Source organism: Pseudomonas sp. LW8 (genome assembly GCF_041956865.1).
GTDB lineage: Bacteria > Pseudomonadota > Gammaproteobacteria > Pseudomonadales > Pseudomonadaceae > Aquipseudomonas > Aquipseudomonas siliginis.
In genome coordinates this window covers 1,941,214-1,963,512 of the sequence record NZ_CP168138.1, presented here as the reverse complement: position 1 = coordinate 1,963,512, position 22,299 = coordinate 1,941,214, and the positions used below count along the sequence as shown (strand labels likewise).

At 60.0% G+C, this 22,299-nt stretch carries 20 protein-coding genes and 5 tRNA genes; 4 read left to right on the top strand and 21 right to left on the bottom strand.

What is annotated here, in order from left to right; genetic code table 11:
• Window positions 1-181: 181 nt before the first annotated feature.
• The 11 genes from AB9L16_RS08795 to uvrB form a co-directional block, all read right to left on the bottom strand.
• Window positions 182-628 (bottom strand): Hsp20 family protein, encoded by a 447-nt coding sequence (locus AB9L16_RS08795; protein WP_016773925.1) that lies wholly within the window; start codon window positions 626-628, stop codon window positions 182-184.
• A 119-nt stretch (window positions 629-747) separates the two neighbouring features.
• Window positions 748-1,707 carry a tRNA-dihydrouridine synthase gene (locus AB9L16_RS08790; RefSeq protein ID WP_056784367.1) on the bottom strand — a complete coding sequence of 320 codons (960 nt, stop codon included), beginning with the start codon at window positions 1,705-1,707 and terminating at the stop codon, window positions 748-750.
• Window positions 1,708-1,881: 174 nt separating this feature from the next.
• Complete coding sequence (locus tag AB9L16_RS08785) at window positions 1,882-2,325, bottom strand: thioesterase family protein (protein WP_056784363.1); 444 nt, start codon at window positions 2,323-2,325, stop codon at window positions 1,882-1,884.
• A gap of 46 nt (window positions 2,326-2,371) precedes the next feature.
• Window positions 2,372-3,205, bottom strand: a complete 834-nt coding sequence (locus AB9L16_RS08780; RefSeq protein WP_150635760.1) for an alpha/beta fold hydrolase — start codon at window positions 3,203-3,205, stop codon at window positions 2,372-2,374.
• A gap of 30 nt (window positions 3,206-3,235) precedes the next feature.
• Window positions 3,236-3,775, bottom strand: coding sequence for a TetR/AcrR family transcriptional regulator (locus AB9L16_RS08775; protein ID WP_041478525.1), 540 nt, complete (start codon window positions 3,773-3,775; stop codon window positions 3,236-3,238).
• Between the two features lie 182 nt (window positions 3,776-3,957).
• Window positions 3,958-4,033: transfer RNA gene (locus AB9L16_RS08770), tRNA-Glu, on the bottom strand.
• A gap of 80 nt (window positions 4,034-4,113) precedes the next feature.
• A tRNA-Ala gene (locus AB9L16_RS08765) sits at window positions 4,114-4,189 on the bottom strand.
• A gap of 53 nt (window positions 4,190-4,242) precedes the next feature.
• A tRNA-Glu gene (locus tag AB9L16_RS08760) sits at window positions 4,243-4,318 on the bottom strand.
• 79 nt (window positions 4,319-4,397) lie between these two features.
• Window positions 4,398-4,473 (bottom strand) — tRNA-Ala (locus AB9L16_RS08755).
• Window positions 4,474-4,661: 188 nt separating this feature from the next.
• Window positions 4,662-6,143 (bottom strand): glutamate--tRNA ligase, encoded by a 1,482-nt coding sequence (gltX, locus tag AB9L16_RS08750; RefSeq protein WP_016773920.1) that lies wholly within the window; start codon window positions 6,141-6,143, stop codon window positions 4,662-4,664.
• A 277-nt stretch (window positions 6,144-6,420) separates the two neighbouring features.
• Window positions 6,421-8,436 carry an excinuclease ABC subunit UvrB gene (uvrB, locus tag AB9L16_RS08745; protein ID WP_016773919.1) on the bottom strand — a complete coding sequence of 672 codons (2,016 nt, stop codon included), beginning with the start codon at window positions 8,434-8,436 and terminating at the stop codon, window positions 6,421-6,423.
• 337 nt (window positions 8,437-8,773) lie between these two features.
• Here uvrB and AB9L16_RS08740 point away from each other — a divergent pair, with 337 nt between their 5' ends.
• Window positions 8,774-9,970 carry an amino acid aminotransferase gene (locus AB9L16_RS08740; protein WP_016773918.1) on the top strand — a complete coding sequence of 399 codons (1,197 nt, stop codon included), beginning with the start codon at window positions 8,774-8,776 and terminating at the stop codon, window positions 9,968-9,970.
• A gap of 227 nt (window positions 9,971-10,197) precedes the next feature.
• Window positions 10,198-10,398 (top strand): hypothetical protein, encoded by a 201-nt coding sequence (locus tag AB9L16_RS08735; RefSeq protein WP_056784354.1) that lies wholly within the window; start codon window positions 10,198-10,200, stop codon window positions 10,396-10,398.
• On the opposite strand, the gene AB9L16_RS08730 is transcribed toward AB9L16_RS08735, so the two are convergent.
• Entirely contained in the window at window positions 10,395-10,625 is a 231-nt protein-coding gene (locus AB9L16_RS08730) for a hypothetical protein (RefSeq protein ID WP_375123386.1), read from the bottom strand. The two genes, AB9L16_RS08735 and AB9L16_RS08730, sit on opposite strands and share 4 nt — an antisense overlap.
• Complete coding sequence (locus AB9L16_RS08725) at window positions 10,622-10,834, bottom strand: hypothetical protein (RefSeq protein WP_375123385.1); 213 nt, start codon at window positions 10,832-10,834, stop codon at window positions 10,622-10,624. Before AB9L16_RS08725 ends, AB9L16_RS08730 begins: the two co-directional genes overlap by 4 nt.
• A 10-nt stretch (window positions 10,835-10,844) precedes the next feature.
• Between AB9L16_RS08725 and AB9L16_RS08720 the strand changes: the two genes are divergently transcribed.
• A tRNA-Asn gene (locus tag AB9L16_RS08720) sits at window positions 10,845-10,920 on the top strand.
• 112 nt (window positions 10,921-11,032) lie between these two features.
• Here AB9L16_RS08720 and AB9L16_RS08715 read toward each other — a convergent pair.
• On the bottom strand, window positions 11,033-12,556 hold the full coding sequence (locus AB9L16_RS08715; protein WP_024012376.1) for a nucleobase:cation symporter-2 family protein: 1,524 nt from the start codon (window positions 12,554-12,556) through the stop codon (window positions 11,033-11,035).
• A gap of 301 nt (window positions 12,557-12,857) precedes the next feature.
• On the opposite strand from AB9L16_RS08715, the gene AB9L16_RS08710 reads away from it, so the two are divergent.
• Window positions 12,858-13,193 carry a BrnA antitoxin family protein gene (locus tag AB9L16_RS08710; protein ID WP_150741429.1) on the top strand — a complete coding sequence of 112 codons (336 nt, stop codon included), beginning with the start codon at window positions 12,858-12,860 and terminating at the stop codon, window positions 13,191-13,193.
• Here AB9L16_RS08710 and AB9L16_RS08705 read toward each other — a convergent pair.
• The 7 genes from AB9L16_RS08705 to AB9L16_RS08675 all read right to left on the bottom strand — a co-directional run bounded on the left by AB9L16_RS08705 (window position 13,190) and on the right by AB9L16_RS08675 (window position 22,209).
• Window positions 13,190-14,023, bottom strand: coding sequence for an arylamine N-acetyltransferase (locus tag AB9L16_RS08705; RefSeq protein ID WP_375123384.1), 834 nt, complete (start codon window positions 14,021-14,023; stop codon window positions 13,190-13,192). The two genes, AB9L16_RS08710 and AB9L16_RS08705, sit on opposite strands and share 4 nt — an antisense overlap.
• Before the next feature lie 100 nt (window positions 14,024-14,123).
• A complete protein-coding gene (gene xth / locus AB9L16_RS08700; protein WP_252877805.1) occupies window positions 14,124-14,918 on the bottom strand; it encodes an exodeoxyribonuclease III in 795 nt (264 codons plus the stop codon).
• Between the two features lie 83 nt (window positions 14,919-15,001).
• Complete coding sequence (locus AB9L16_RS08695; RefSeq protein ID WP_041478518.1) at window positions 15,002-16,444, bottom strand: mechanosensitive ion channel family protein; 1,443 nt, start codon at window positions 16,442-16,444, stop codon at window positions 15,002-15,004.
• 330 nt (window positions 16,445-16,774) lie between these two features.
• Window positions 16,775-17,641, bottom strand: a complete 867-nt coding sequence (locus AB9L16_RS08690; protein ID WP_375123383.1) for a pirin family protein — start codon at window positions 17,639-17,641, stop codon at window positions 16,775-16,777.
• Window positions 17,642-17,799: 158 nt separating this feature from the next.
• Window positions 17,800-21,006: a transporter substrate-binding domain-containing protein gene (locus tag AB9L16_RS08685; RefSeq protein WP_375123382.1), complete on the bottom strand. Its 3,207-nt coding sequence runs from the start codon at window positions 21,004-21,006 to the stop codon at window positions 17,800-17,802.
• A gap of 10 nt (window positions 21,007-21,016) precedes the next feature.
• A complete protein-coding gene (locus tag AB9L16_RS08680) occupies window positions 21,017-21,649 on the bottom strand; it encodes a response regulator transcription factor (protein ID WP_056784337.1) in 633 nt (210 codons plus the stop codon).
• A 125-nt stretch (window positions 21,650-21,774) separates the two neighbouring features.
• On the bottom strand, window positions 21,775-22,209 hold the full coding sequence (locus AB9L16_RS08675) for a chemotaxis protein CheY (RefSeq protein ID WP_375123381.1): 435 nt from the start codon (window positions 22,207-22,209) through the stop codon (window positions 21,775-21,777).
• Between the last annotated feature and the right edge of the window lie 90 nt (window positions 22,210-22,299).

The window sequence follows — 22,299 nt, the reverse complement described above, 5'->3', positions numbered from 1 at the left end:
CCGGGGCCAGCGGGAATTAAGGGGGGGGCTGGCCTTGATGGCGCGGATTGTAAAGAGCCACAAAGCCAGCAGCAAACGTTGCGTCGGCTTTCTTTGCGCGCACAAAAAAGGCCCCGACGTATCGGGGCCTTTCGTTCAGCGGCTTATCGCCGATTCGGGCGATTGTGTGTCAGCACATGAATCAATGCTGCAGCGCCGGCTGCTGCGCTCCATTGATCGGGATGCGCTTGGCTTTCGCTTCTTCCGGGATCACACGGAGCAGGTCGATGCTCAGCAGGCCGTTGCGCAGCGCAGCGTCCTTGATCTCGATGTGATCGGCCAGACGGAACGACAGCTTGAAGGCTCGCTGGGCGATGCCTTGATGCAAGAACGTGACGCTCTCGTCAGTGTCACGCTTGCCGCCACTGATGGTCAGCACACCCTTCTCGACTTGCAGGTCCAGGTCTTCTTCCTGGAAACCGGCGGCCGCAACGACGATACGGTATTGGTCATCACCGTGTTTTTCGACGTTGTAAGGTGGGTAGCTGCTGCCTGGCTCGTTGCGCAGGGCGGTTTCGAACAGGTCGTTGAAACGGTCGAAACCTACCGAGGAACGGAACAGTGGCGCGAGAGAAAATGCAGTACTCATGATTCAAATCTCCTGAAAACTATCAGCAAGGTTTTGTGTCTCCGCGACCCGAATTCGGCATCGCGTAACCCTTAGATAGGGACCGCTGTTTTGATTTCAAGAGAATATTTTGAGATTTTTTATGCGGCTTCGACGAGCGGCAATCCGAGCAAGCGCGAGACTTGATCCGGCTCGGTTTCGCGACGCAGAACAGTGAAAAGCTCGGCGGCTTCCGGGTAGTTGCGCGTCAACATGGCCAGCCATTGCTTGAGGCGACCGGGCGATTGGCGCGCGGTCATCTGCGCCTTGGCCTGCAGCCAGAAGTCCTGAATCAGCGGCATCAGCTCGGCCCAGGTCATCTCGACGACCTCTTCACCAGCGCGAGCGGCAGCGATCTGCCGAGCGAGATCCGGGCGGGAGACCAGCCCCCGACCGAGCATGATGTCTTCGACGCCGCTGATTTCGCGGCAACGGCGCCAGTCTTCGACGCTCCAGATGTCTCCGTTGGCGAAGACCGGGACCTTGACCACATCCTGCACACGCGGGATCCACTCCCAATGCGCCGGCGGTTTGTAGCCGTCCAGTTTCGTCCGCGCATGTACGACGATGTGCTCTGCCCCGCCTTCGGCCAGTGCCGTGGCGCAGACCAGCGAGCCGTCAGGACTGTCGAAACCCAGGCGCATTTTCGCGGTGACCGGGATGTGCGTCGGTACGGCGCGACGGACATGCTCGACGATCTGGTTGAGCAGCTCCGGCTCCTTGAGCAGCACGGCGCCGCCACGGGATTTGTTGACGGTCTTGGCCGGGCAGCCGAAGTTGAGGTCGATCACTTCCGAGCCAAGCTCGCAGGCCAACGCCGCGTTTTCCGCCAGGCACACCGGATCGGAACCGAGCAATTGCACGCGCAGCGGCACGCCGGACGCGGTGCGAGCGCCGTTGAGCAGCTCGGGGCCGAACTTGTGGAAATAGGCCGGCGTGAGCAACTGGTCGTTGACCCGAATGAATTCGGTCACGCACCAATCGATGCCGCCAACGCGGGTCAGCACGTCGCGCAGGATGTCGTCGACCAACCCTTCCATGGGCGCCAGAGCAATTTGCATGGGGAAACACTACTTGAAAAAAAACGTGCGGCAGTTTACTGGATATCGCACAAATCCGCAGAACTACACATATCTCTGTGGGAGCGAGCCTGCTCGCGAAGGCGGTCTGTCAGTTGACGCATGCGTAACTCACGCGATGCTTTCGCGAGCAGGCTCGCTCCCACAGGGTGAGATTCACATGGCTTCTGCGATCTGGATCGCCGGGCCATAGCCTTCGATAAATTCCGCCGGCATACGCTTGGGCTTGCCGGTCGACAGTTCGATGCACACAAACGTGGTCTGCGCGCGCAACAGGATGGCGTTGTCGCTGGGGCGTTTGAGCTGGAAATGCCGGGTCATTTTCAGGCGCTGATCCCAATCGACGATCCAGGTCGCCAGTTGCAGTTCATCGCCTTCATAGGCGGCGGCCAGATAATCGATTTCGTGGCGGACAACGGCCATTGCTCGGTCCAGACGCCGGTATTCGACCAGGTCCAGGCCGAGGCGCTGCGAATGGCGCCAGGCGCAGCGCTCGAGCCAGGTGACGTACACCGCGTTATTGGCGTGCCCGAGCCCGTCGATGTCTTCGGCGCCTACTTGCAGATCAATGGTAAACGGCGTTGCCCGATCCCAGCCCATGCCCCACTCCCGGTCAAAGTATTCAACCGAGGCAGTGTAACGGAGCTCAGGCCGATTGGCGCGCCTGGAGACTGCGACCGGCGAGCAGTGATAACACGCCATCAATCACTCGAGGGTCGGCCAGCACGCGTTGATGGCCGCCGCTTTCGAGGCGCAGCAGGCGGCTGTCGAACCAGGCTTCGTGAATCAATTGCGATTCTTTGACCGAGACAAAATTGTCGTCCTCGGCATGCACGATCAGGCCGGGCATATCCAGTTGATAGTGGGCCACGTCCAGCGTCGCGGCGCGCATGCCGACGTCCTGCTCGACCTGACGAATGAACGCCGAACGCGCGCGCGGCGGCATGCCGACCATTCGCGCGAAACCGCGCAGCACGCCGAGAATCCGCGACGGTGCGGCGATGCTGACCAGGGTTTCGGTGCGCAGCCCCAATTGCACGGCGAGCATCGCGCTGGCGCCGCCCATGGAATGGCCGATAACCGCTTGCAGCGGCGGCAATTCGGCAGCGGCTTCAAGCATGGCGCGGGCGAACAGCACTACATTGGCTTCTCGCCCAGGGGAACGACCGTGGGCCGGGCCATCGAGCGCGACGACGGTATAGCCGGCATCGACCAGAGCATTGATCAGCGAGGCGAATTGCGTTGGCCGCCCTTCCCAGCCATGCATCAGCAACACTGCAGGACCTTGGCCCCAGCGCAGCGCCGACAGGCCGAAGCGCAATGTGATGCGTTCGGAGCTGGCCAACAGCGGCAGCTCCCAATCGCGCAGCGGTAGCGCGCGGGGCGTCATGAACGCCAGACGCATTTTGCTTGCCACCAGTCTCGGTGCAAACCAGCCCAAGGTACCGTTAACGCCACGAACCCACTTCAACGCGTTCATCGCACTCTCCTCAGGCTTGTTGCCTTCAGGTCAACGCACCGCCGACTTGGCGGCGCGCAGCAATCGATCGGATAAATCTCCCGGACCCAGCGCTCTGGCCAAGGCCAGACCACCGACCATCAACGCGACATCGGCCAAAGCCTTGTCGGTGTCTTCAGGGCTGGCCGCCAGTTGCGCGACCATCAATTCCAAATGCTCGTTCAGCGCAATGCGGAACGACTCCGGCAAACGCCCCAGCTCGCCAATCGAGGCCGGGATCGGGCATGCAGCCTCGCTGGAATCCCGGTGTTTGCGTGACAGGTAGAACGCAGCCACCAAAGCGCGACGCTCTTCGCCGGTCAGATCGGCGTCCATGTCGGCAATCAGGTCGCGACGGCGGCCCAGCAGCTGTTTGAACGCCTCGAGCATCATCGCGTCCTTGCTTTCGAAGTGCGCATAGAAGCCGCCGACAGTCAGCCCGGCGGCGCCCATCACTTCACCCACGCTCGGGTCTGCCGGGCCGCGTTGAATCAATGCGGCGCTGGCAGCCTTGAGGATGCGTTCGCGGGTTTGAGCTTTTTTATCGTTCATCGTTGCCTCCGAATATTACGACTAGAATATTATTCGCATAATAATATTCCGCAAGTCATGAATATGACCGCTGGTCTGAAGCACAGTGTAAGGAAAAAGGAGAGTTGGCCAAACGCCAGACAAACAAAAGGGCCATTCAATAATTGAATGACCCTTATAAAATCCCGCAGAGCGGGTAATCGTGGCGTCCCCTAGGGGACTCGAACCCCTGTTACCGCCGTGAAAGGGCGGTGTCCTAGGCCACTAGACGAAGGGGACACAAACCCTTCTATACAACTGATCAGTGCTGAGAGCTGATCGATTCAAGGCCGGTGTGGCCAGACCTTGAACTGTAAAATTGGTGGAGCTAAGCGGGATCGAACCGCTGACCTCCTGCATGCCATGCAGGCGCTCTCCCAGCTGAGCTATAGCCCCGGATTTTTCGCCTCGCGGCGGAGTGATCTCTTGCAACATCACTTCTGTAAAACTGGCGTCCCCTAGGGGACTCGAACCCCTGTTACCGCCGTGAAAGGGCGGTGTCCTAGGCCACTAGACGAAGGGGACGCAAACCCTTCTATACAACTGATCAACGCTGAGTGTTGATCGCTTCAAGGCCGGTGTGGCCAGACCTCGAAGTGTAAATTGGTGGAGCTAGACGGGATCGAACCGTCGACCTCTTGCATGCCATGCAAGCGCTCTCCCAGCTGAGCTATAGCCCCTCATCGCTGAGGACGGGGCGAATCTTAAGGGCGTATCGAAAGCCTGTCAAACTTATTTTTGAAAAATTTCAAAATTTTTTGCCGGGATAACAATCACTTACCGCCCTCCCCCGTAAATTCGGGAGAAACGCCGAAGGCAGGATCAAAAGATCGCAGCCTTCGGCAGTCCTGCAGAGAAGCAAAAGCAATCAGGCGATGGCGCCCAAGAGCTTTTCCCATTCCTTGTTTTCTTTCTTCGACACGCCGCCCAGCAGGTCAATCGCCTGGCGCAGACGGAAACGGGTCAGGTCCGGGCCGAGGATTTCCATCGCATCGAGCACCGACACCGAACTGGCCTGCCCGGTGATCGCAGCAAACATCAACGGCATCGCATCGCGCAGTTTCAGCTCGAGGGATTCGACCACCGCCTGGATCGTCGCGGTGATGCTGTCCTTCTCCCACTGCCGCAGACTTTCCAGTTTCCACAGGATCAACTGCATCAACTGGCGAACCTGATCGCCGGAGAGCTTTTTCGACTCGAAGAGCTTGGCATCCGGATTCACGCCGCCGGCAAAGAAGAACCCCGCCAGCGGTGCGACCTGGCTGAACGTTTCAACACGACCCTGTACGTGCGGCGCGATCTTCATCATGTATTCGGAATTGAACGCCCACTTCTGCACGCGGGCGGCAAACTCTTCCACCGGCAGATCGCGCAGCCACTGGCCATTGAGCCACGACAGCTTCTCGATATCGAAGATCGGCCCGCCGAGGGAAACGCGCTTGAGGTCGAAGTTGTCGACCATTTCCTGCAGCGAGAACTTCTCGCGCTCGTCCGGCATCGACCAGCCCATGCGCCCGAGGTAGTTGAGCATCGCTTCCGGCATGAAGCCCATGCGCTCGTAGAACGTCACCGAGGTCGGGTTCTTGCGCTTGGACAGCTTGCTCTTGTCCGGGTTACGCAGCAGCGGCATGTAGCACAGCTCCGGTTGTTCCCAGCCGAAGTATTCGTACAGCAAAATCAGTTTCGGTGCCGATGGCAGCCATTCTTCGCCACGCAGCACGTGGGTGATGCCCATCAGGTGATCGTCGACGACGTTGGCGAGGAAGTAAGTCGGCAGGCCGTCGGTCTTCATCAGCACTTGCATGTCCATGCGATCCCACGGGATCTCGACGTCGCCACGCAGCATGTCCGGCACCACGCAGACGCCTTCGCTCGGCACCTTCATGCGAATCACGTGCGGTTCGCCAGCGGCCAGGCGCGCCGCGACTTCTTCCTTCGACAGCAGCAGTGCGCGGCCGTCGTAGCGCGGAGTTTCGCCGCGAGCCATTTGCTCGGCGCGCATCTGATCGAGTTCTTCGGCCGTGCAGAAGCACGGGAACGCATGGCCCATGTCGACCAGTTGCTGGCAGTACTTCTGGTAGATGTCGCCGCGCTCGCTCTGCCGATACGGGCCGTGCGGGCCGCCGACGTCCGGGCCTTCGCTCCAGTCGATGCCGAGCCAGCGCAGGGCGTCGAAGATCTGCTGTTCGGACTCGCGGGTCGAACGCAACTGATCGGTGTCTTCGATGCGCAGGATGAACTCACCGCCATGCTGCTTGGCAAAGCAGTAGTTGAACAATGCGATGTAAGCGGTACCTACGTGGGGGTCCCCGGTAGGCGATGGCGCGATGCGAGTGCGGACGGTGGTCATGGCTTGTCTCGAAAAAATGAAGAGCAGAACAATCAAGCGGCGAATGGTAACAGGCGACACCCGCCCCGCTCCAGCGGGCAGGGTATTTAAGCCAGATGCCCTAAGCCCTTCGGATGGTGTGAAGGCCATTCGCGAGCAGGCTCGCTCCCACAGGGATACACAATGATCGTTCCCACGCTCTGCGTGGGAAAGCATCCTGTGACGCTCTGCGTCACGCGAGCGATGGGACGCAGAGCGTCCCGGGCGGCATTCCCACGCAGAGCGTGGGAACGATCCCTTATACCGTAAGCAATCGTTCGCGCAGTTTGGCAATCTCGTCGCGCATCTGCGCCGCCGCTTCAAACTCCAGATCCCGCGCCAATTGGTACATCTTCTCTTCCAGCGCGCGGATGCGTTTGGTGATTTCGCTTGGCGAGCGCAGTTCGGCTTCGTACTTGGCGTTCTCTTCGGCGGCCTTGGCCATGCCTTTGCGCTTCTTGCTGCGCGAGCCCGGTACGGTGGCGCCTTCCATGATGTCGGCGACGTCCTTGATCACACCTTTCGGGGTGATGCCGTTCTCAAGGTTGAAAGCGATCTGCTTCTCGCGACGGCGCTCGGTCTCACCAATCGCCCGCTCCATCGAACCGGTCATGCGATCGGCGTAGAGAATCGCCCGGCCATTGAGGTTACGCGCCGCGCGGCCGATGGTCTGGATCAGCGAGCGCTCGGAACGCAGGAAGCCTTCCTTGTCAGCATCGAGAATCGCCACCAGCGACACTTCCGGCATGTCGAGGCCTTCACGCAGCAGGTTGATCCCGACCAGCACATCGAACACGCCGAGGCGCAAATCGCGGATGATCTCGACGCGCTCGACGGTATCGATGTCCGAGTGCAGATAACGCACGCGCACGCCGTGGTCGGCGAGGTAATCGGTCAGGTCTTCGGCCATGCGCTTGGTCAGCGTGGTGACCAGCACACGTTCTTCGATCGCCACGCGCTTGGTGATTTCCGAGAGCAAGTCATCGACCTGAGTCAGCGCCGGCCGCACTTCAACCTGCGGGTCGACCAGACCGGTCGGCCGCACCACTTGTTCGACCACGCGCCCGGCGTGCTCGGCTTCATAGTTGCCGGGGGTCGCCGAAACGAAAATGGTCTGCGGGCTGACCCCTTCCCACTCGTCGAAACGCATTGGCCGGTTGTCCAGCGCCGAAGGCAGGCGGAAGCCGTACTCCACCAGGGTTTCCTTGCGCGAACGGTCGCCCTTATACATCGCGCCGACCTGCGGCACGCTGACGTGGGATTCGTCGATCACCAGCAAGGCGTCGGCAGGCAGGTAGTCGTAAAGCGTGGGTGGCGCCGCGCCGGATGGACGCCCGGAAAGGTAGCGCGAGTAGTTTTCGATGCCGTTGCAGTAACCCAGTTCGAGGATCATCTCGAGGTCGAAACGGGTGCGCTGCTCCAGGCGCTGGGCCTCCACCAGTTTGTTGTTACTGCGCAGGTATTCGAGGCGCTCCTGCAATTCGACCTTGATGCCTTCGATGGCGTCGAGCAGGGTTTCCCGAGGCGTCACGTAGTGGCTCTTCGGATAGAAAGTGAAGCGCGGCATCTTGCGGATGACTTCGCCGGTCAGCGGATCAAACGCGGAAATGCTCTCGACCTCGTCGTCGAAAAGCTCAATGCGGATCGCTTCCAGATCGGATTCCGCCGGGAAGATATCGATCACATCACCGCGCACGCGGAACGTCGCCCGGGCAAAATCCATGTCGTTGCGGGTGTATTGCAGGTCAGCCAGGCGCCGCAGAAGCGCGCGCTGATCGAGCTTGTCGCCGCGATCAACGTGCAAGACCATTTTCAGATAGGTTTCCGGGCTGCCCAGACCATAGATGCACGACACCGTGGTGACGATGATCGCGTCCTTGCGCTCCAGCAACGCTTTGGTCGCGGACAGTCGCATCTGCTCGATGTGGTCGTTGATCGACGCGTCCTTCTCGATGAAGGTGTCGGACGACGGCACATAGGCTTCGGGCTGGTAGTAGTCGTAATAGGAAACGAAGTATTCAACGGCGTTGTTGGGGAAGAACGCCTTGAACTCACCGTACAACTGCGCGGCCAGGGTCTTGTTCGGCGCCAGCACCAGCGTTGGCCGCTGTACCTGCGAGATGACGTTGGCAATGCTGAAGGTCTTGCCCGAGCCGGTCACACCGAGCAATGTCTGGTGCGCCAGCCCGGCGTCAATGCCCTCAACCAACTGGCGAATGGCTTCCGGCTGATCGCCGGCAGGCTCGAAGCGGGTGACTAGCTGGAATTCCGACATACACACCTCTGGATTCGCGGCGCTCCGCGTCAGACGGAGCACCACGAGGACGACCGCAAACGACCGATGTCGCGCAAGAAAAAACCTGGATTGTGCTGAATGTGGTGGCGATTGCCTGACCTTTCAAGGCAAACGTCCTACATCCGGTAAAGAGTCTGACAAAGTCAATCGACTAACGGTCCAGAAATAATCGGAAAAACTTACCCCAAAAGCCGATTCGCCTGTCGCCATTGCGCGGTGATGGCCTCTATACTAGCTCCCCGTTTGTGCACCGCTCTAGTGCATTCGGCTGGAGCGCTACACGTCCCTCCACTCTCCATTCAGAGCCGCCGTAATAATGAGCCTGTTCTCCGCTGTCGAAATGGCACCCCGCGATCCAATCCTGGGCCTCAACGAAGCATTCAACGCCGATACCCGGACCACCAAGGTCAACCTGGGCGTGGGCGTGTATTGCAACGAAGAGGGGCGAATTCCACTGCTGCGCGCGGTGATCGAAGCCGAGACGATTCGCGTCGCGCAACACGCTTCGCGCGGTTACCTGCCGATCGATGGCATCGCTGCCTACGACCAGGCCGTGCAGAAACTGCTGTTCGGCAACGACTCGCCGCTGATCAGCGCCGGTCGCGTCATCACCACTCAGGCCGTCGGCGGGACCGGCGCACTGAAAATCGGTGCCGACTTCCTCAAGCAACTGCTGCCAAACGCTGTCGTGGCGATCAGCGACCCGAGCTGGGAAAACCACCGCGCGCTGTTCGAAACCGCCGGTTTCCCGGTGCAGAACTATCGTTACTACGACGCTGCCACCCACGACGTGAACCGTGCCGGCATGCTCGACGACCTCAACGCCCTGCCGAACGGCTCGATCGTTGTCCTGCATGCTTGCTGCCACAACCCGACCGGCGTCGACCTGACCCCGGCGGACTGGAACAAGGTACTGGAAGTGGTCAAGGCCAAAGGTCACGTGCCGTTCCTCGACATGGCTTACCAGGGTTTCGGCGACGGCATCGATGAAGACGCCGCCGCTGTGCGCCTGTTCGCTGAATCCGGTCTGACCTTCTTCGTCTCGAGCTCGTTCTCCAAATCGTTCTCGCTGTACGGCGAACGCGTTGGTGCACTGTCGATCATCAGCGAATCGAAAGAAGAAAGCGCGCGCGTGCTGTCGCAGGTCAAGCGCGTGATCCGCACCAACTACTCCAACCCGCCGACCCATGGCGCCAGCATTGTTGCTGCGGTGCTGAACAGCCCGGAACTGCGCGCACAGTGGGAAGCCGAGCTGGCCGAGATGCGCCTGCGCATTCGCGGCATGCGCGAGCAGATGGTTGCCCTGCTGGCGGAAAAAGCCCCGGGCCGCGATTTCAGCTTCGTTGGTCGTCAGCGCGGCATGTTCTCCTACTCCGGCCTGACCACTGAACAAGTGCATCGCCTGCGCAACGAGTTCGGCATCTACGCCCTGGACACCGGCCGCATCTGCGTGGCTGCGCTGAACCAGAGCAACATCAAGGCTGTGACGGACGCGATCGTTCAGGTCATCTGATTTCGCCGCGCGATGAAAAACGGGAAGCCTTTGGGCTTCCCGTTTTTATTTGTCCCTGGAACCGCCGTGCAACCTCTAGACTGCACACAATTCAAAGTGCAGGAGCTGACGAGTGCAACGAGGCTGCGATCTTTTGATCTTGTTTCCAAGATCAAGATCAAAAGATCGCAGCGTTCCGCAGCTCCTACCGGTTTTGTGTACACCCGAGATTTTTGAAGAGAACCCACATGAAAAACGACAACCTGCGCGCCGACCGTGACGACCTGGATGATTTCGTCCCGCGCGCTCCGGCCAAGCGTGAAAAGAGCCTGGTGCTGCAAGTCGCCACCGGGGTATTCCTCGGTGGCCTGGCCCTGTGGCTGGTGCAACTGGCGGCGACAGCGGTCTATGCCAAGCTGATGCTCGGCACGATTACTTTCGGCAGTTAAGCCAGTTCAGCCGAGCGCTGGGTGGCGGCATCGTCGTAAATCACATACAGCGATTCGGCGACCTGGCTTTTGATGGCCTTGCTGCTTTCGAGACCGAGGACGAAACCTTCGGCCTTGCCGCCGGCGCGGTTCAATTCTTCGGCGGTACTGGCGCCGATGATTGCCTCGAAGAGTTTTTCGGCGTGCGGGCCGATCCCTTTGGGCAGGCTGATCTGTGCAGTGCTCATGCGAGCACCTCGATGTTACGGGTGATTTGAGTCATGGCGCGTACCTTTGCGGCGAATGGCCGGTAGCGCGTGTGACCACTTCCGGGCTGCCATGGTAGACCTCTGAAGTATTTCTGGTAACCGCCAATCGCTGACAAAATGCCGTCCGTCCCCATGAATCGCAAAAATTGCCAGGCGATGCTTGACTTCTCTTTTTGAATCAGTAACATACGCACCAATTCCGCAATAGCTCAGTTGGTAGAGCAAGTGACTGTTAATCACTGGGTCCCTGGTTCGAGTCCAGGTTGTGGAGCCAAATAGCAAAGCCCCTGAATCGCAAGGTTCAGGGGCTTTTTTGTGGGCGCACGAAAAATACCAAAAGGCCGATCTGTTGGGCAGATCGGCCTTTTCCCTTTCAGACGCAGCGGTCAGACATGTTCGCTGCTTTTCACCTGCACCTTCGGCGCGCCGTGGCCATGATCATGGTCATCCGGCTCGATCACCGGCACTTCCTTGCCATCGCAATCATGCAGCTTGCCGTCGCTGAAGTAATCGCCTTCACGCAGCGCGGCGAGATCGCGATAACGCAGCGTGCGCTCTTCGGCTGCGGCGAACACCGACTGCTGATCCGAGTTGCCGGTCGTGAAGTGGTTGAACGCCAGGTTGAGCAGGATCGCCATGATTGCCGATGAACTGATGCCCGAATGGAAAATCGTCGCGAACCAGCTCGGGAAGTGATCGTAGAAGTTCGGCGCTGCGATTGGGATCATGCCGAAACCGATCGAAGTGGCGACGATGATCAGGTTGACGTTGTTGCGGTAGTCCACCTTCGACAACGTGCGAATGCCACTCGCCGCCACGGTGCCGAACAGCACGATCCCTGCGCCGCCAAGAACCGAAGTCGGCACGGCGGCAATCACCCGCCCCATGAACGGCAGCAGCCCGAGGACGACGAGAAACAGACCGCCGGTGGCCACCACGAATCGGCTCTTGATCCCGGTCACCGCCACCAGGCCGACGTTCTGCGCGAAAGCACTTTGCGTGAACGATCCGAAGATCGGCGCAAACATGCTCGACAGCATGTCGGCGCGCAGGCCGTTGCCCAAGCGTTTGGAATCTACCTTGGTGTCAATGATTTCGCCCACGGCAAGGATGTCTGCCGAGGTTTCCACCAGCGTCACCATGACCACAATGCACATCGACAGGATCGCGGCGAAATGGAAGGTCGGCATGCCGAAGTGGAACGGTGTCGGGAAGCCGAACATGGGACCGGTGGTGACACTGGAGAAATCCGCCATGCCGAGGAACACCGCCAGCACCGTGCCGATGACCATGGCCAGCAGAATCGACAGCCGAGAAATGGTCGCGCTGCCAACCTTGCTCAACAGCAACACCAGCACCAGCGTCACCGCTGCCAGACCGATGTTCTGCATGCTGCCGAAGTCCGGCGCGTGGCTGTTGCCACCCATTGCCCAGCGTGCGGCCACTGGCATCAGCGTCAGGCCGATAGTGGTGATCACAATGCCGGTGACCAACGGCGGAAAGAACTTGGTGATGCGCGAAAACACTGGCGTGATCAGCAAGCCGATCAACGAGGCGGCAATCACCGCGCCCAGCACCGATTGGAAACCGCCCTCCCCGCCACTGCTGACGATCGCGACCATGGTCGCCACACCAGAGAACGATACGCCCTGGACCAGCGGCAGCTGACAGCCAAAAAACGGCAGACCCAGGGTTTGCAGCAACGTCGCCAGCCCCCCCGCAAACAATGAAGCAGCAATCAACAGACCAATGTCCGCCGGCGACAGACCGGCCGCCTGGCCAATGATCAGTGGCACCGCAACGATACCGCCGTACATGGTCAGAACATGTTGCAGGCCGTAAGCCATATTCGCGCCGACCCCGAGGTTTTCGTCCTCGGGCCGTTGGTGTGAAACATGGGGCGTTTTCATGGTGGGGGGTTCCCTGGTTTTTGTTATGCGCACACTGTATTCAATACTCAGGACAAATGTCCATAGAGTTGTATACAACTTGTCAGTCACATAATGGTTAGGTAGCCATCCAACCTTCTAGTCTGCGCTTCTTGCCCCAACAAATTCGGCAACACATCCCCGTTGCGCTCGCGCCAGTGCCCACTAGGCTGAAGTGTCTACGGCGACCGACGGTGTAGTTGCGCTCTTTTTTATGCATATAAAGTATGCATAATGAAATTGAGGAGATTTAGTTACGACCGGAGTTAAGGAGGCTTGACCGATGAAAGACGAATATGACTTTTCCGCAGGTAAACGCGGCGCAGTAGTGCCGAACAAGGGCAAGACCCGCATCACCATCATGCTTGATGACGCGGTGATCGAAGCGGCGCGTAGCGCCGCAGAAACCGAGGGCTTTGGCTACCAGACTGTGATCAACAACACCCTGCGCCATGCTCTGCTTGATGGCGCACGCCAACAGGAAAGCGCTGACGATTCAGGTCTGACGGGGCAATTCAAGAAAGGCATCACCGCCACCGATCTCAAGAGTCTCGAGAGAAAGCTGTCAGCGGCAATCGGGGAGATCCGTCGCGTATTGGAGCCTGATGTAAAGCCTTAGATGGAGGCTGGCGCGATTACCCGAGCCAGCGCTTGCCGCACACGCGGTGAATCAGGCACCTGAAGATCAAACTCACGCCGCAGCAATTTCATCAGCTCGTCGACATCCGCCACCTCGCGCCGCTCACTGTCCGCGCCCATGTGATGAATGGCAAAACTGCCGTTGTTCAGGGTTTTGCGCCAACCAGCGCCGGTGCGCGCCAGCATCAGGCGCTGGGCAAAAGGTGACTCGGGATGCGTCGAGACGTACCAGTTGCCAACGGTGTAATCGATGTCCTCCTGGCGCTGCAGATCAAACAGGTACATCGGCCGCCACTCGCCTGCGACCTGGGCGCGCAGCAGGTAGCCTTCGTTCTGCTTGTCGATGCGGTAGGGTTCGTGCGGGGTTAGTTGCTCATGTTCACTGTCGAGCAGCAGCGGTGCGGTCGGCACCATGCCGCCAAAGCCGACGTCGGTGATGTAACGCACTGTGTCGATGGTCACCAGACTCAAACGATGGGTGCGCGCCGTCCAGCTGCCTTCCGGTTGATTCATCACCACGCGCCCGCTGATCGCCCGCGCGTCGAAGCCCAATTCAAGCAGCAGCGCATAAAACAAATGGTTGAGTTCGTAGCAGTAGCCGCCCCGCCCTTGCTGCAGCACCTTGCTTTCGATGGAGTCCAGGTCGATCGACACCGGTTCACCCATGATCGTAGCCAGATTTTCGAAAACAAATTCGGCGGTATGGCGCAGTTGCAACTGACGCAACGTATCCAGTGTCGGTGGCGGCGGCGCATCGAAACCCAAACGTTGCAGATACAGATTGGTATTGCTCAGCCGTAGCGCACTCATTGCTCGATCCTTATGCATGGGCCGCAGAACACTGCGTGGATGTTGCCCTGTATACGGGATCAAGCACGGCTTCCGACAATTGATTTCGCCAATCGCCCGCTCAGCGCTTTTTCCGCGAAGCGATGCGAATCCATGTCGGTGCATGGTCGCTGGCGTGCGGTTCGTTGCGCACCCAGGCGTCGACGCCGGCATCGTGCAGATACGGGCTCAATGCCGGGTTGAGCAGCAGGTGGTCGATGCGCAGGCCGGAGTTGGTTTGCCAATGGTTACGGAAATAATCCCAGAAGGTGTAGATGCGTTCTTCGGGATACACGTGGCGCAGGGAATCGGTCCAGCCCTGGCCCAGCAGGCGCTGATAGCACTCGCGGCTTTCGGGTTGCAACAAAGCATCCTTGAGCCAGGATCGCGTGTTGTAGATGTCCATGTCGGTGGGCACGACATTGAAGTCACCGGCGAGCACCACCGGGTGATCGCTGCTTTGCAGGTCTTTGGCGTAATTGATCAGACGCTCGAACCAGGCCAGTTTGTAATCGAATTTCGGCCCCGGCTGCGGGTTGCCGTTGGGCAGATACAGGCAACCGACCAGCACACCGTGCACCGCCGCTTCGATATAGCGGCTGTGCGTGTCATCGGGATCGCCGGGCAAACCGCGTCGACTCTCCAGCGGCTGCGCATCACGCGCCAGAATCGCCACGCCATTCCATGACGCCTGGCCCTGCCAGATCGCGCCGTAACCGGCGGCCTCCAGTTCGGCGGCGGGAAATGCGCTGTCGACTGACTTGAGCTCTTGCAGGCAGGCGATGTCCGGCTGCTCGCGCTTGAGCCACTCCAGCAGATTCGGCAGCCGCGCGCGCATGCCGTTGACGTTGAAGGTGGCGATCCGCAGGTTTTTCATCATCTGCAACTCCTGCCCGGTGGGATTGCAAATTGTGACCCTGAGAACGCCGCGCAGGTTGCATCGAATGACAATGCGACAGCTCAGACGCGATTACGCAGCCATTGCAGGAAGCCTCTTTTCGGCGCGACCACGGGCGCTTCCTCGGTCAGCGACTGCGCCTTGTGCAGGCGGAAATCGAGCAACGCCTGCATCGCATCATGGATGTCATGGCGCGCGTCCAGGCACGGTTTCAGGTAGGACTTCTCGATGCGATACAGGGCGCAGAAAGTCTTAGCGGAAAAATCCGCCGGCAGCGCGGTGTCGGAGAGAATCCCGGCCTCGCCGATCACCTCGCCCGGCCCCATGCGCCCGGATTCCAGTGGCGCACCATGGCGCTTGAGCGTCACCGAAACCACGCCGGATTCAATGATGAACAGATGATCGCTGACCTCCCCGCCCGCCAGAATCGTTTCGCCGGCGCGGAAGGTTTGCAGGGTCATGTTCTGGCTGAAGGTGTCTTTTTCTTCCTCGCGTAGGGTCGAGAAGATCGGTGAGCTTTCCAGCAGCGCCCGTGGCCGCGACAACTGCGGCGCGGCGCTGGTCTCGTTGCTCGACAGCAGATTGACCCCGGAGGCCTGCAAATGCCGGTAAGCGAGGTCGAACAACTGATTGCGCACCACGCGCTTCTCGCCCATCGAGGCGACAAATCCACTGATTTCGTATTCCGCGCCGCCGCTGGCAGAACTCTTCAACGACACGCTCGGCGCCGGTGTGTCGAGCAATTGCCGACAACCCTGCATTGCCCGCTCCAGCGCCTCGATTACCGAACTGGGCCGGGCATGGGGGCTGACAGGCACGCTGACGGAAACGCCGAACATATTGCTCGGTCGGCTGAAGTTGATGATTTTGGCTTTCGCCGCCAGCGAGTTGGGTATCACGGCCATGCTGCCCTGGCTGGTTTGCAGACGCGTGGCGCGCCAGTCGATGTCGGTGACGCGGCCCTCGGTGCCGTCGATGGAGATCCAGTCATCGAGTTGATAGGGCTTGGTGGTGTTGAGGACGATGCCGGAGAACACGTCGCTCAACGTGCTCTGCAAGGCCAGACCGACGATGATCGCCAACGCGCCGGACGTCGCCAGCACGCCTTTGACCGGCAGATCGAGCACGTACGCCAGCGCCGCAATGATCGCGATGAGGAAAATCACCGCGCCGAGCAAGTCCTGCAACAGCCGGCCGGTGTGGCCGACCCGCTGCATCATCACCGCGCCGATCAGCACCGTCAGGGTCCGCGCACCAAACAGCCACCAGCCGATCTGCAACCCGGTCGCCGCCAGATGCAGCGGCACGTTGTCGGCCCACGGCGCCGGTTCCATCGGGTTGAGACCTTCGTTGAACAGCACAATGCTGAACAGGGCGAAAATCAGCACCCGCACCAGCAGCTTCCATTCGCTGCCGCGAGAGCTGATCAGCCGCCACAGGCCAAGATCGAGCAGGATCAGGATCAACGCGCTAAACAACGGGTGTTCGGTCAGCAGAGACAGCATCAAACAACTCCGACAAAGGCCAATCGCGAGAAGATCGCACAGATTGGCACAGTGTAGGAGCAATTGATTTCGGCGGATGAACCGCCGCTTGAAAACACTGCGAAACCCTGTAGGAGCTGCCGAAGGCTGCGATCTTGAGGCTGTGGGACGCGGAGCGTCCCCGGCTGCATTCCCACGCAGAGCGTGGGAACGATCAGACGCTGAAAAACCTGTGGGAGCGAGCCTGCTCGCGAAGGCGTCCTGTCAGTCACTACCTCTTCGACTGAATCAGAGCATTCGCGAGCAGGCTCGCTCCCACAGGGAAGTTTCAGTTGCCAGTAAAGCTCGGGGTCAGGCGTGCATCCGGCCAAAACGCCCGGACTGGAAGTCGGCGAAGGCCTGATGAATTTCCTGCTCGGTGTTCATCACAAACGGGCCATGGCCGACGATCGGTTCGTCGATCGGCTCGCCGCTGAGCAGCAATACCACCGCGTCTTCGCTGGCCTGGAGAGTGAGTCGATCACCGTCGCGTTCGAACAGCGCCAACTGCCCGACCCCTACCGATTCCGCACCGTTGACCTGCACCGAACCTTTCAGCACCACCAGTGCGGTATTGCGTCCTTCGTGCAGATCAAGCGTCAGCAACTTGCTGGCATTGAGGCGCAGATCCCAGACATCGATCGGCGTGAAGGTGCGCGAAGGTCCGGTGTGCCCGTCGAATTCACCGGCGATCAGTCGCAGGCTGCCGGCGTTGTCCTTGAGCGCGATGCTGGGAATGTCGCGGTCGAGAATGGTCTGGTAACCCGGCGCGGCCATTTTGTCCTTGGCCGGCAGGTTGACCCACAGCTGGACCATTTCCAGCTTGCCGCCAGTTCTGGCGAAATTCTCCGAATGAAACTCTTCATGGAGGATACCGGACGCTGCGGTCATCCACTGCACGTCGCCCGGGCCGATGGTGCCGCCGCTGCCGGTGGAGTCGCGGTGTTGCACTTCGCCGTCGTAAACGATGGTCACGGTTTCAAAACCACGGTGCGGGTGCTGGCCGACGCCACGCTGTTCAGTGGTCGGGGTGAATTCGGCGGGACCAGCGTGATCGAGCAGCAGAAACGGGCTGATGTGCTTGCCCAGGTTGTCGTAAGAGAAAAGTGTGCGCACCGGGAAACCATCGCCGACCCAATGGCCGCGCGGGCTGGTGTAAATGCCGATGATGTTTTTCATGGGGTCTCCAATGGGTAAATGCATTGGATTAAGCCTAAAGGCATATCGAATATTCGACTAGACGGTGAAAACCGGCTTGAGTGTTCCATGTGCAGAACAATTGGGTCAGCAGCGCGCATTTCGCGAGCAGGCTCGCTCCCACAGCAGACTGCATTGGTTCAGAGGCACCGTGCGAGGCCGTGCATGGCGTCGCGCAGCTTGCCGATGGCACGCTCGATAAACGCGTTATCACCGTCTCGGCACGCCGTGTCCAGATCTGCACACGCCGCAACAACCCGCGCAGCGCCGACCATTTGCGCGCCGCCCCTGATGCGATGGGCCAGCTCACGCAGGCCGTTGCGGTCGCCGACGTGGATATGATCCAGAGCCTGGAGATCATCACGCAGGCTGTTGCCGACTTCCTTGCGCAAACGCTCGATCAACGAGTGATCGGTCCCGGCCATCTGCTCCAGGGCACTCAGGTCAATCTCGACCGACTCGGCGCCAGGCGGTTCATCTTCGTGAAGCTCGCAACGGCGGGCGCCGTTCATGGCTTCAGCCAGATCATGCAAGCGAATCGGTTTGAACAGGCAGCCGTCCATACCGGCATCCAGACAACGCAGGCGCTCTTCGATTTGCGCGTTGGCCGTAAAACCGAGGATCAGACAGGGCCTGCGGCCGCTGGCGGCTTCTTCGTTGCGAATCGCCTGTGCCAGTTCATAGCCATTGCGTCGCGGCATGTTGCAGTCGGTGATCACCACATCGAAGGCCTGGGTTCGCCAGCGGTCCAGCCCCTGTTCGCCATCGCCCACATCTACCGTGCGATGCCCGAGTTCGCTCAATTGCCAGCACATCAGCAAGCGGTTGACCGGGTGATCGTCCACCACCAACACGCTTAATACACAGGTCGCGGCTGCCGGCTCGGGCGTTGCCAGTGTGGTCGCCACCGACGTCAGCAGCGGCAACTGGATATTGATTTTTACTCGCGTGCCTTGCCCGAGATCACTATCGAGACCCAGCGTGCCGCCCATCATTTCGCAGAGGTTACGGCTGATCACCAGCCCCAGGCCGGAACCGCTGCGCGCCGCTTGAAGGCTATTGCTCGCTTGAACGAACGGGCTGAACAGGCGCTTTTGATCCTCGGCACTTATACCGATGCCGCTGTCTTCGATAAGCACCTGCACATTCACTTGCTCGTCCGATATTGCAACGACCTGCAGTCGCAGGCTGACCTCGCCTGCCTCGGTGAATTTGATCGCATTGCTCAACAGGTTGGACAGTACTTGTTTGAAGCGCGTCGGATCGACCAGCACATCCACGTCGGCGCGCGGATCAAGCTCGATGCGCCACAACAAGCGTTTCTGCCTCGCCAGCCCTTCGAAAACCCGACACACCGATAACACCGTCTCGCGCAGGTTGGCCCGCTCGGGCGCGAGGGACAAATGCCCGGACTCGATACGAGCGATATCGAGAATGTCGCCAATCAACGCCAATAATTGCTGGCCGGCATTCGACGCCACCTGAATGGCGAGTCGATCGGTGACGCCCTCCTCTGCGCGCTTGAGGGCCAGTTCGAGCATGCCGATCAGGGCGTTCATCGGCGTGCGGATCTCGTGGCTCATGGTCGCCAGAAAAGTGCTCTTGGCCCGACTGGCTTCGTCCGCCGCGTCCTTGGCCTGTTGCAGTTGCAGCAACCATTGCTGACGCTGGTGGATCTGCCGGCGCTGCCAGCCAATCCACAGCAGTGACAACAGAAGCAAGGCAGCTGCGCTGGCGAAACCCAGCAGAATCTCCTGACGGTGGCGCAGCCAGTAGCTGTTCTCGACCACTACATCGTGGCTCCAGCGCTCCACCAGTTCATCCATTTGCTGCGGCGCAATGCTCAGTAACGCCTTGTTCAGGATCGAGTGCAGCAATGCCGATTGCGGCGCCGTGGCCAATGCGATGCGCGCCGGCTGATCGCCAACGGTGCCGGTAATTCGCAGGCGATCGCGGTACTGCCGGGCAATCAGAAAACGCGCCACCAGCAACGAGCTCACCGTTACGTCGACCTGTCCTCGGGCAATCAGCGCCATGCCTTCGGCGGGGCTTTTCACTTCGACCAGACGTAGTCCGGGCACGCGTTGCAGCAGGTATTCACGCAACGGGTGGCCGCGATAGATGGCCAGGCGTTTGCCCGCCAGGTCGTCGAGCGGCAATGGATGTGGCCCGTTCGCCGCACTGACCAGCACGAACGGATTGTTCAGATAGGCGCGGGTGAATTGCAGCTGCGCTTCCCGCTCGGTGCTCGGCGTCACTACCGGCAGGACATCAAGTTCACCCGCCTGGAGCTGCTCGAACTGATCGTTCAACGAGGTGCCACGCACGATCTCGAAATTCAGCCCGCTGCGCTGGGCGATGAGGCTCAACAACTGCGCTGCCAGGCCGTTGAAGCGTCCCTCGGCATCGAAAAACGCCAACGGCGCGAAGTCTTCGACCGCGCCCACTCGCACCACCGGGTGCTGATCAAGCCACTGCTGTTCAGCGGCGCTGAGCTGTACCCGCGACTGTTCGGCCATCTCGGCGAGGCCGACGCTCCAGCGCTGTTCGATCAGATGCCGACGCTCCATGGGCACGGCCAGCAAGGCCTTGTCGACGATGCGTTTGAGCACCACATCGCTGCGCAATAACGCAAAGGCGAACGGATTGGCGTCAAGCCCCGACGGCCCGGCCAATTGCAGGTCGTTGCGATAGTTGGTGTTGATCAGATAATTGGCGCTGATGAAGTCGCCCAGGTACACGTCGTCGGCACCGAAGGCGACCGCGCCGAGTGCATCCATGGCCGAAGCATAAAGCTGCACGTGGGCGCCGGGGTAGAACGCCTGAACATGGGCCAGTGGCAGGTAATCCTCGACCATGGCGATGCGTTTGGCCGTCAGGTCGGCGGTCAGCTTCTCGTCGTGACGCGTGACCAGCATAGGCTGATCTTCAGCATACGGCCGCGACAGAACAAAGGCCGGATCCGCCGCTTCGAAACTGTTCGAGGTGCCCAAGAGATCAACGTCGGCGCGCTTGAGTGCGGCCATCAGTGCCGGCCGATCGGCGAAACGCCGCACTTCGATCCTGATGCCGAGCAGTTGCGCCAGCAGATCGGCGTAATCGGCGGTCAGCCCTTCCAGCTCATGCTGTTGGCGGGTGATTTCGAAGGGCGGGTAATCCGGGCCGGAGATGCCCATGCGCAAAACTGGATGCTCACGCAGCCACTGGCGCTCCCGATCATCGAGGCGGACCTGGATACCCCCCGGTTCGAGGCGGGCCAGCACCTCCAGCGTCTGCGGCTGATCATTCGCCCAGACCGAGGCGGCAAGCCCCAGCCAAATCCCCAAAACCCGCAGTCCCTGCGTCATGTCGAGGTACTCAGATCAAGTGATTGCGCTTGGCGAACTCACGCAGGAGCACCAGCGAACCCAGGCCAAGTTTCGCCATCATGCGGGTCTTGTAGGTGCTGACGGTCTTGTGACTCAGGTGCATCTCCTGGGCGATGGCTTTGTTTGGTTTGCCCAACGCCAGGTTCACGAAAATGCATAACTCTCGATCGGACAGCTGCGCGATCAGCTCCTGTTCAGTGCGTTGCACCGCGTTGTACAGACCGCTGGTATTGGGCAACGCGGAGAAATAGGTGTGGCCGGACATCAGCGCTTTGATAGCATCGTGCAGCAGCGTCAGATGATTGCTCTTGGTCACGTAACCCCGCGCGCCCGCGCGCAAACAGCGCTCCTGGTAATGCGTGGGCTCATGCATGCTGAACACCAGGATCCGACAGCGTGCCGTCGGCGCTTTGATCTGGATTCGCGTCAGCACTTCCAGCCCGTCCATGGACCCCAACCCGAGATCGAGCACGACCAGGTGCGGATCATGCGCGCAAATCAACGGCACGACTTCATTGCCATTGGACGCTTCATGAATCTGCGTGAAGCCTTGAGCCTGCAGGACAATGCGAATGGCCGCGCGCACGACTGGGTGATCATCGACGATCAGCGCTGACTTCATTGGTACTCCTGCAAAATCGAAGACACCGCAACAGTCTGTCCCGGAGTCGGTGGCCGCGCCGGCACTGTTACATGGATGAGCAAGAGAATCACCTGTCAGGTCTGACAGTTGTGCAGAGTGTTTTTTTATGCATTGGCATGGCGCAACGACGCGTGAGAGTCGGGCGGTGCCTGGCGTTCGTCGCAAGCTTCGACTCTCGCCATCACCTGCCCGATGAGCTGTAAATTGGGCAATGGCGTCGGGCTGATCTGCGCGTTTTCCTGAGCAAACCCCGCAACCGCCAGCAAGGGCGCCGACGGTTCGTTGTAGATCAGAGCGTGGCGAACCTGTGGGTGATCGAGCAGAAAGCCCGACAGATCCAGGGAGCCTGCCGCCAGCTCGGCATTGATCACCAATACATCGAACGGCTCGCAGCCGTAGTCGACCAGGGTCAACAATTCGCCGAGATTCTGCACCGGGGCGACGCGGTAGTAGCCGAGCGAGTTGAACAGGCGCTCGATTTTCATGCGATGAAAATGCTGCGGGTCGGCGATCAGGATGCGCAACGCTTTGTTGCTCATGGTCATTCTCCCGGTGAGGTTTGGGGAGGGCAAGACTACGCAAGCGTCGGGGATAGCTCTGTAGGACTTTTCCTAAAAATCCGCTCATTC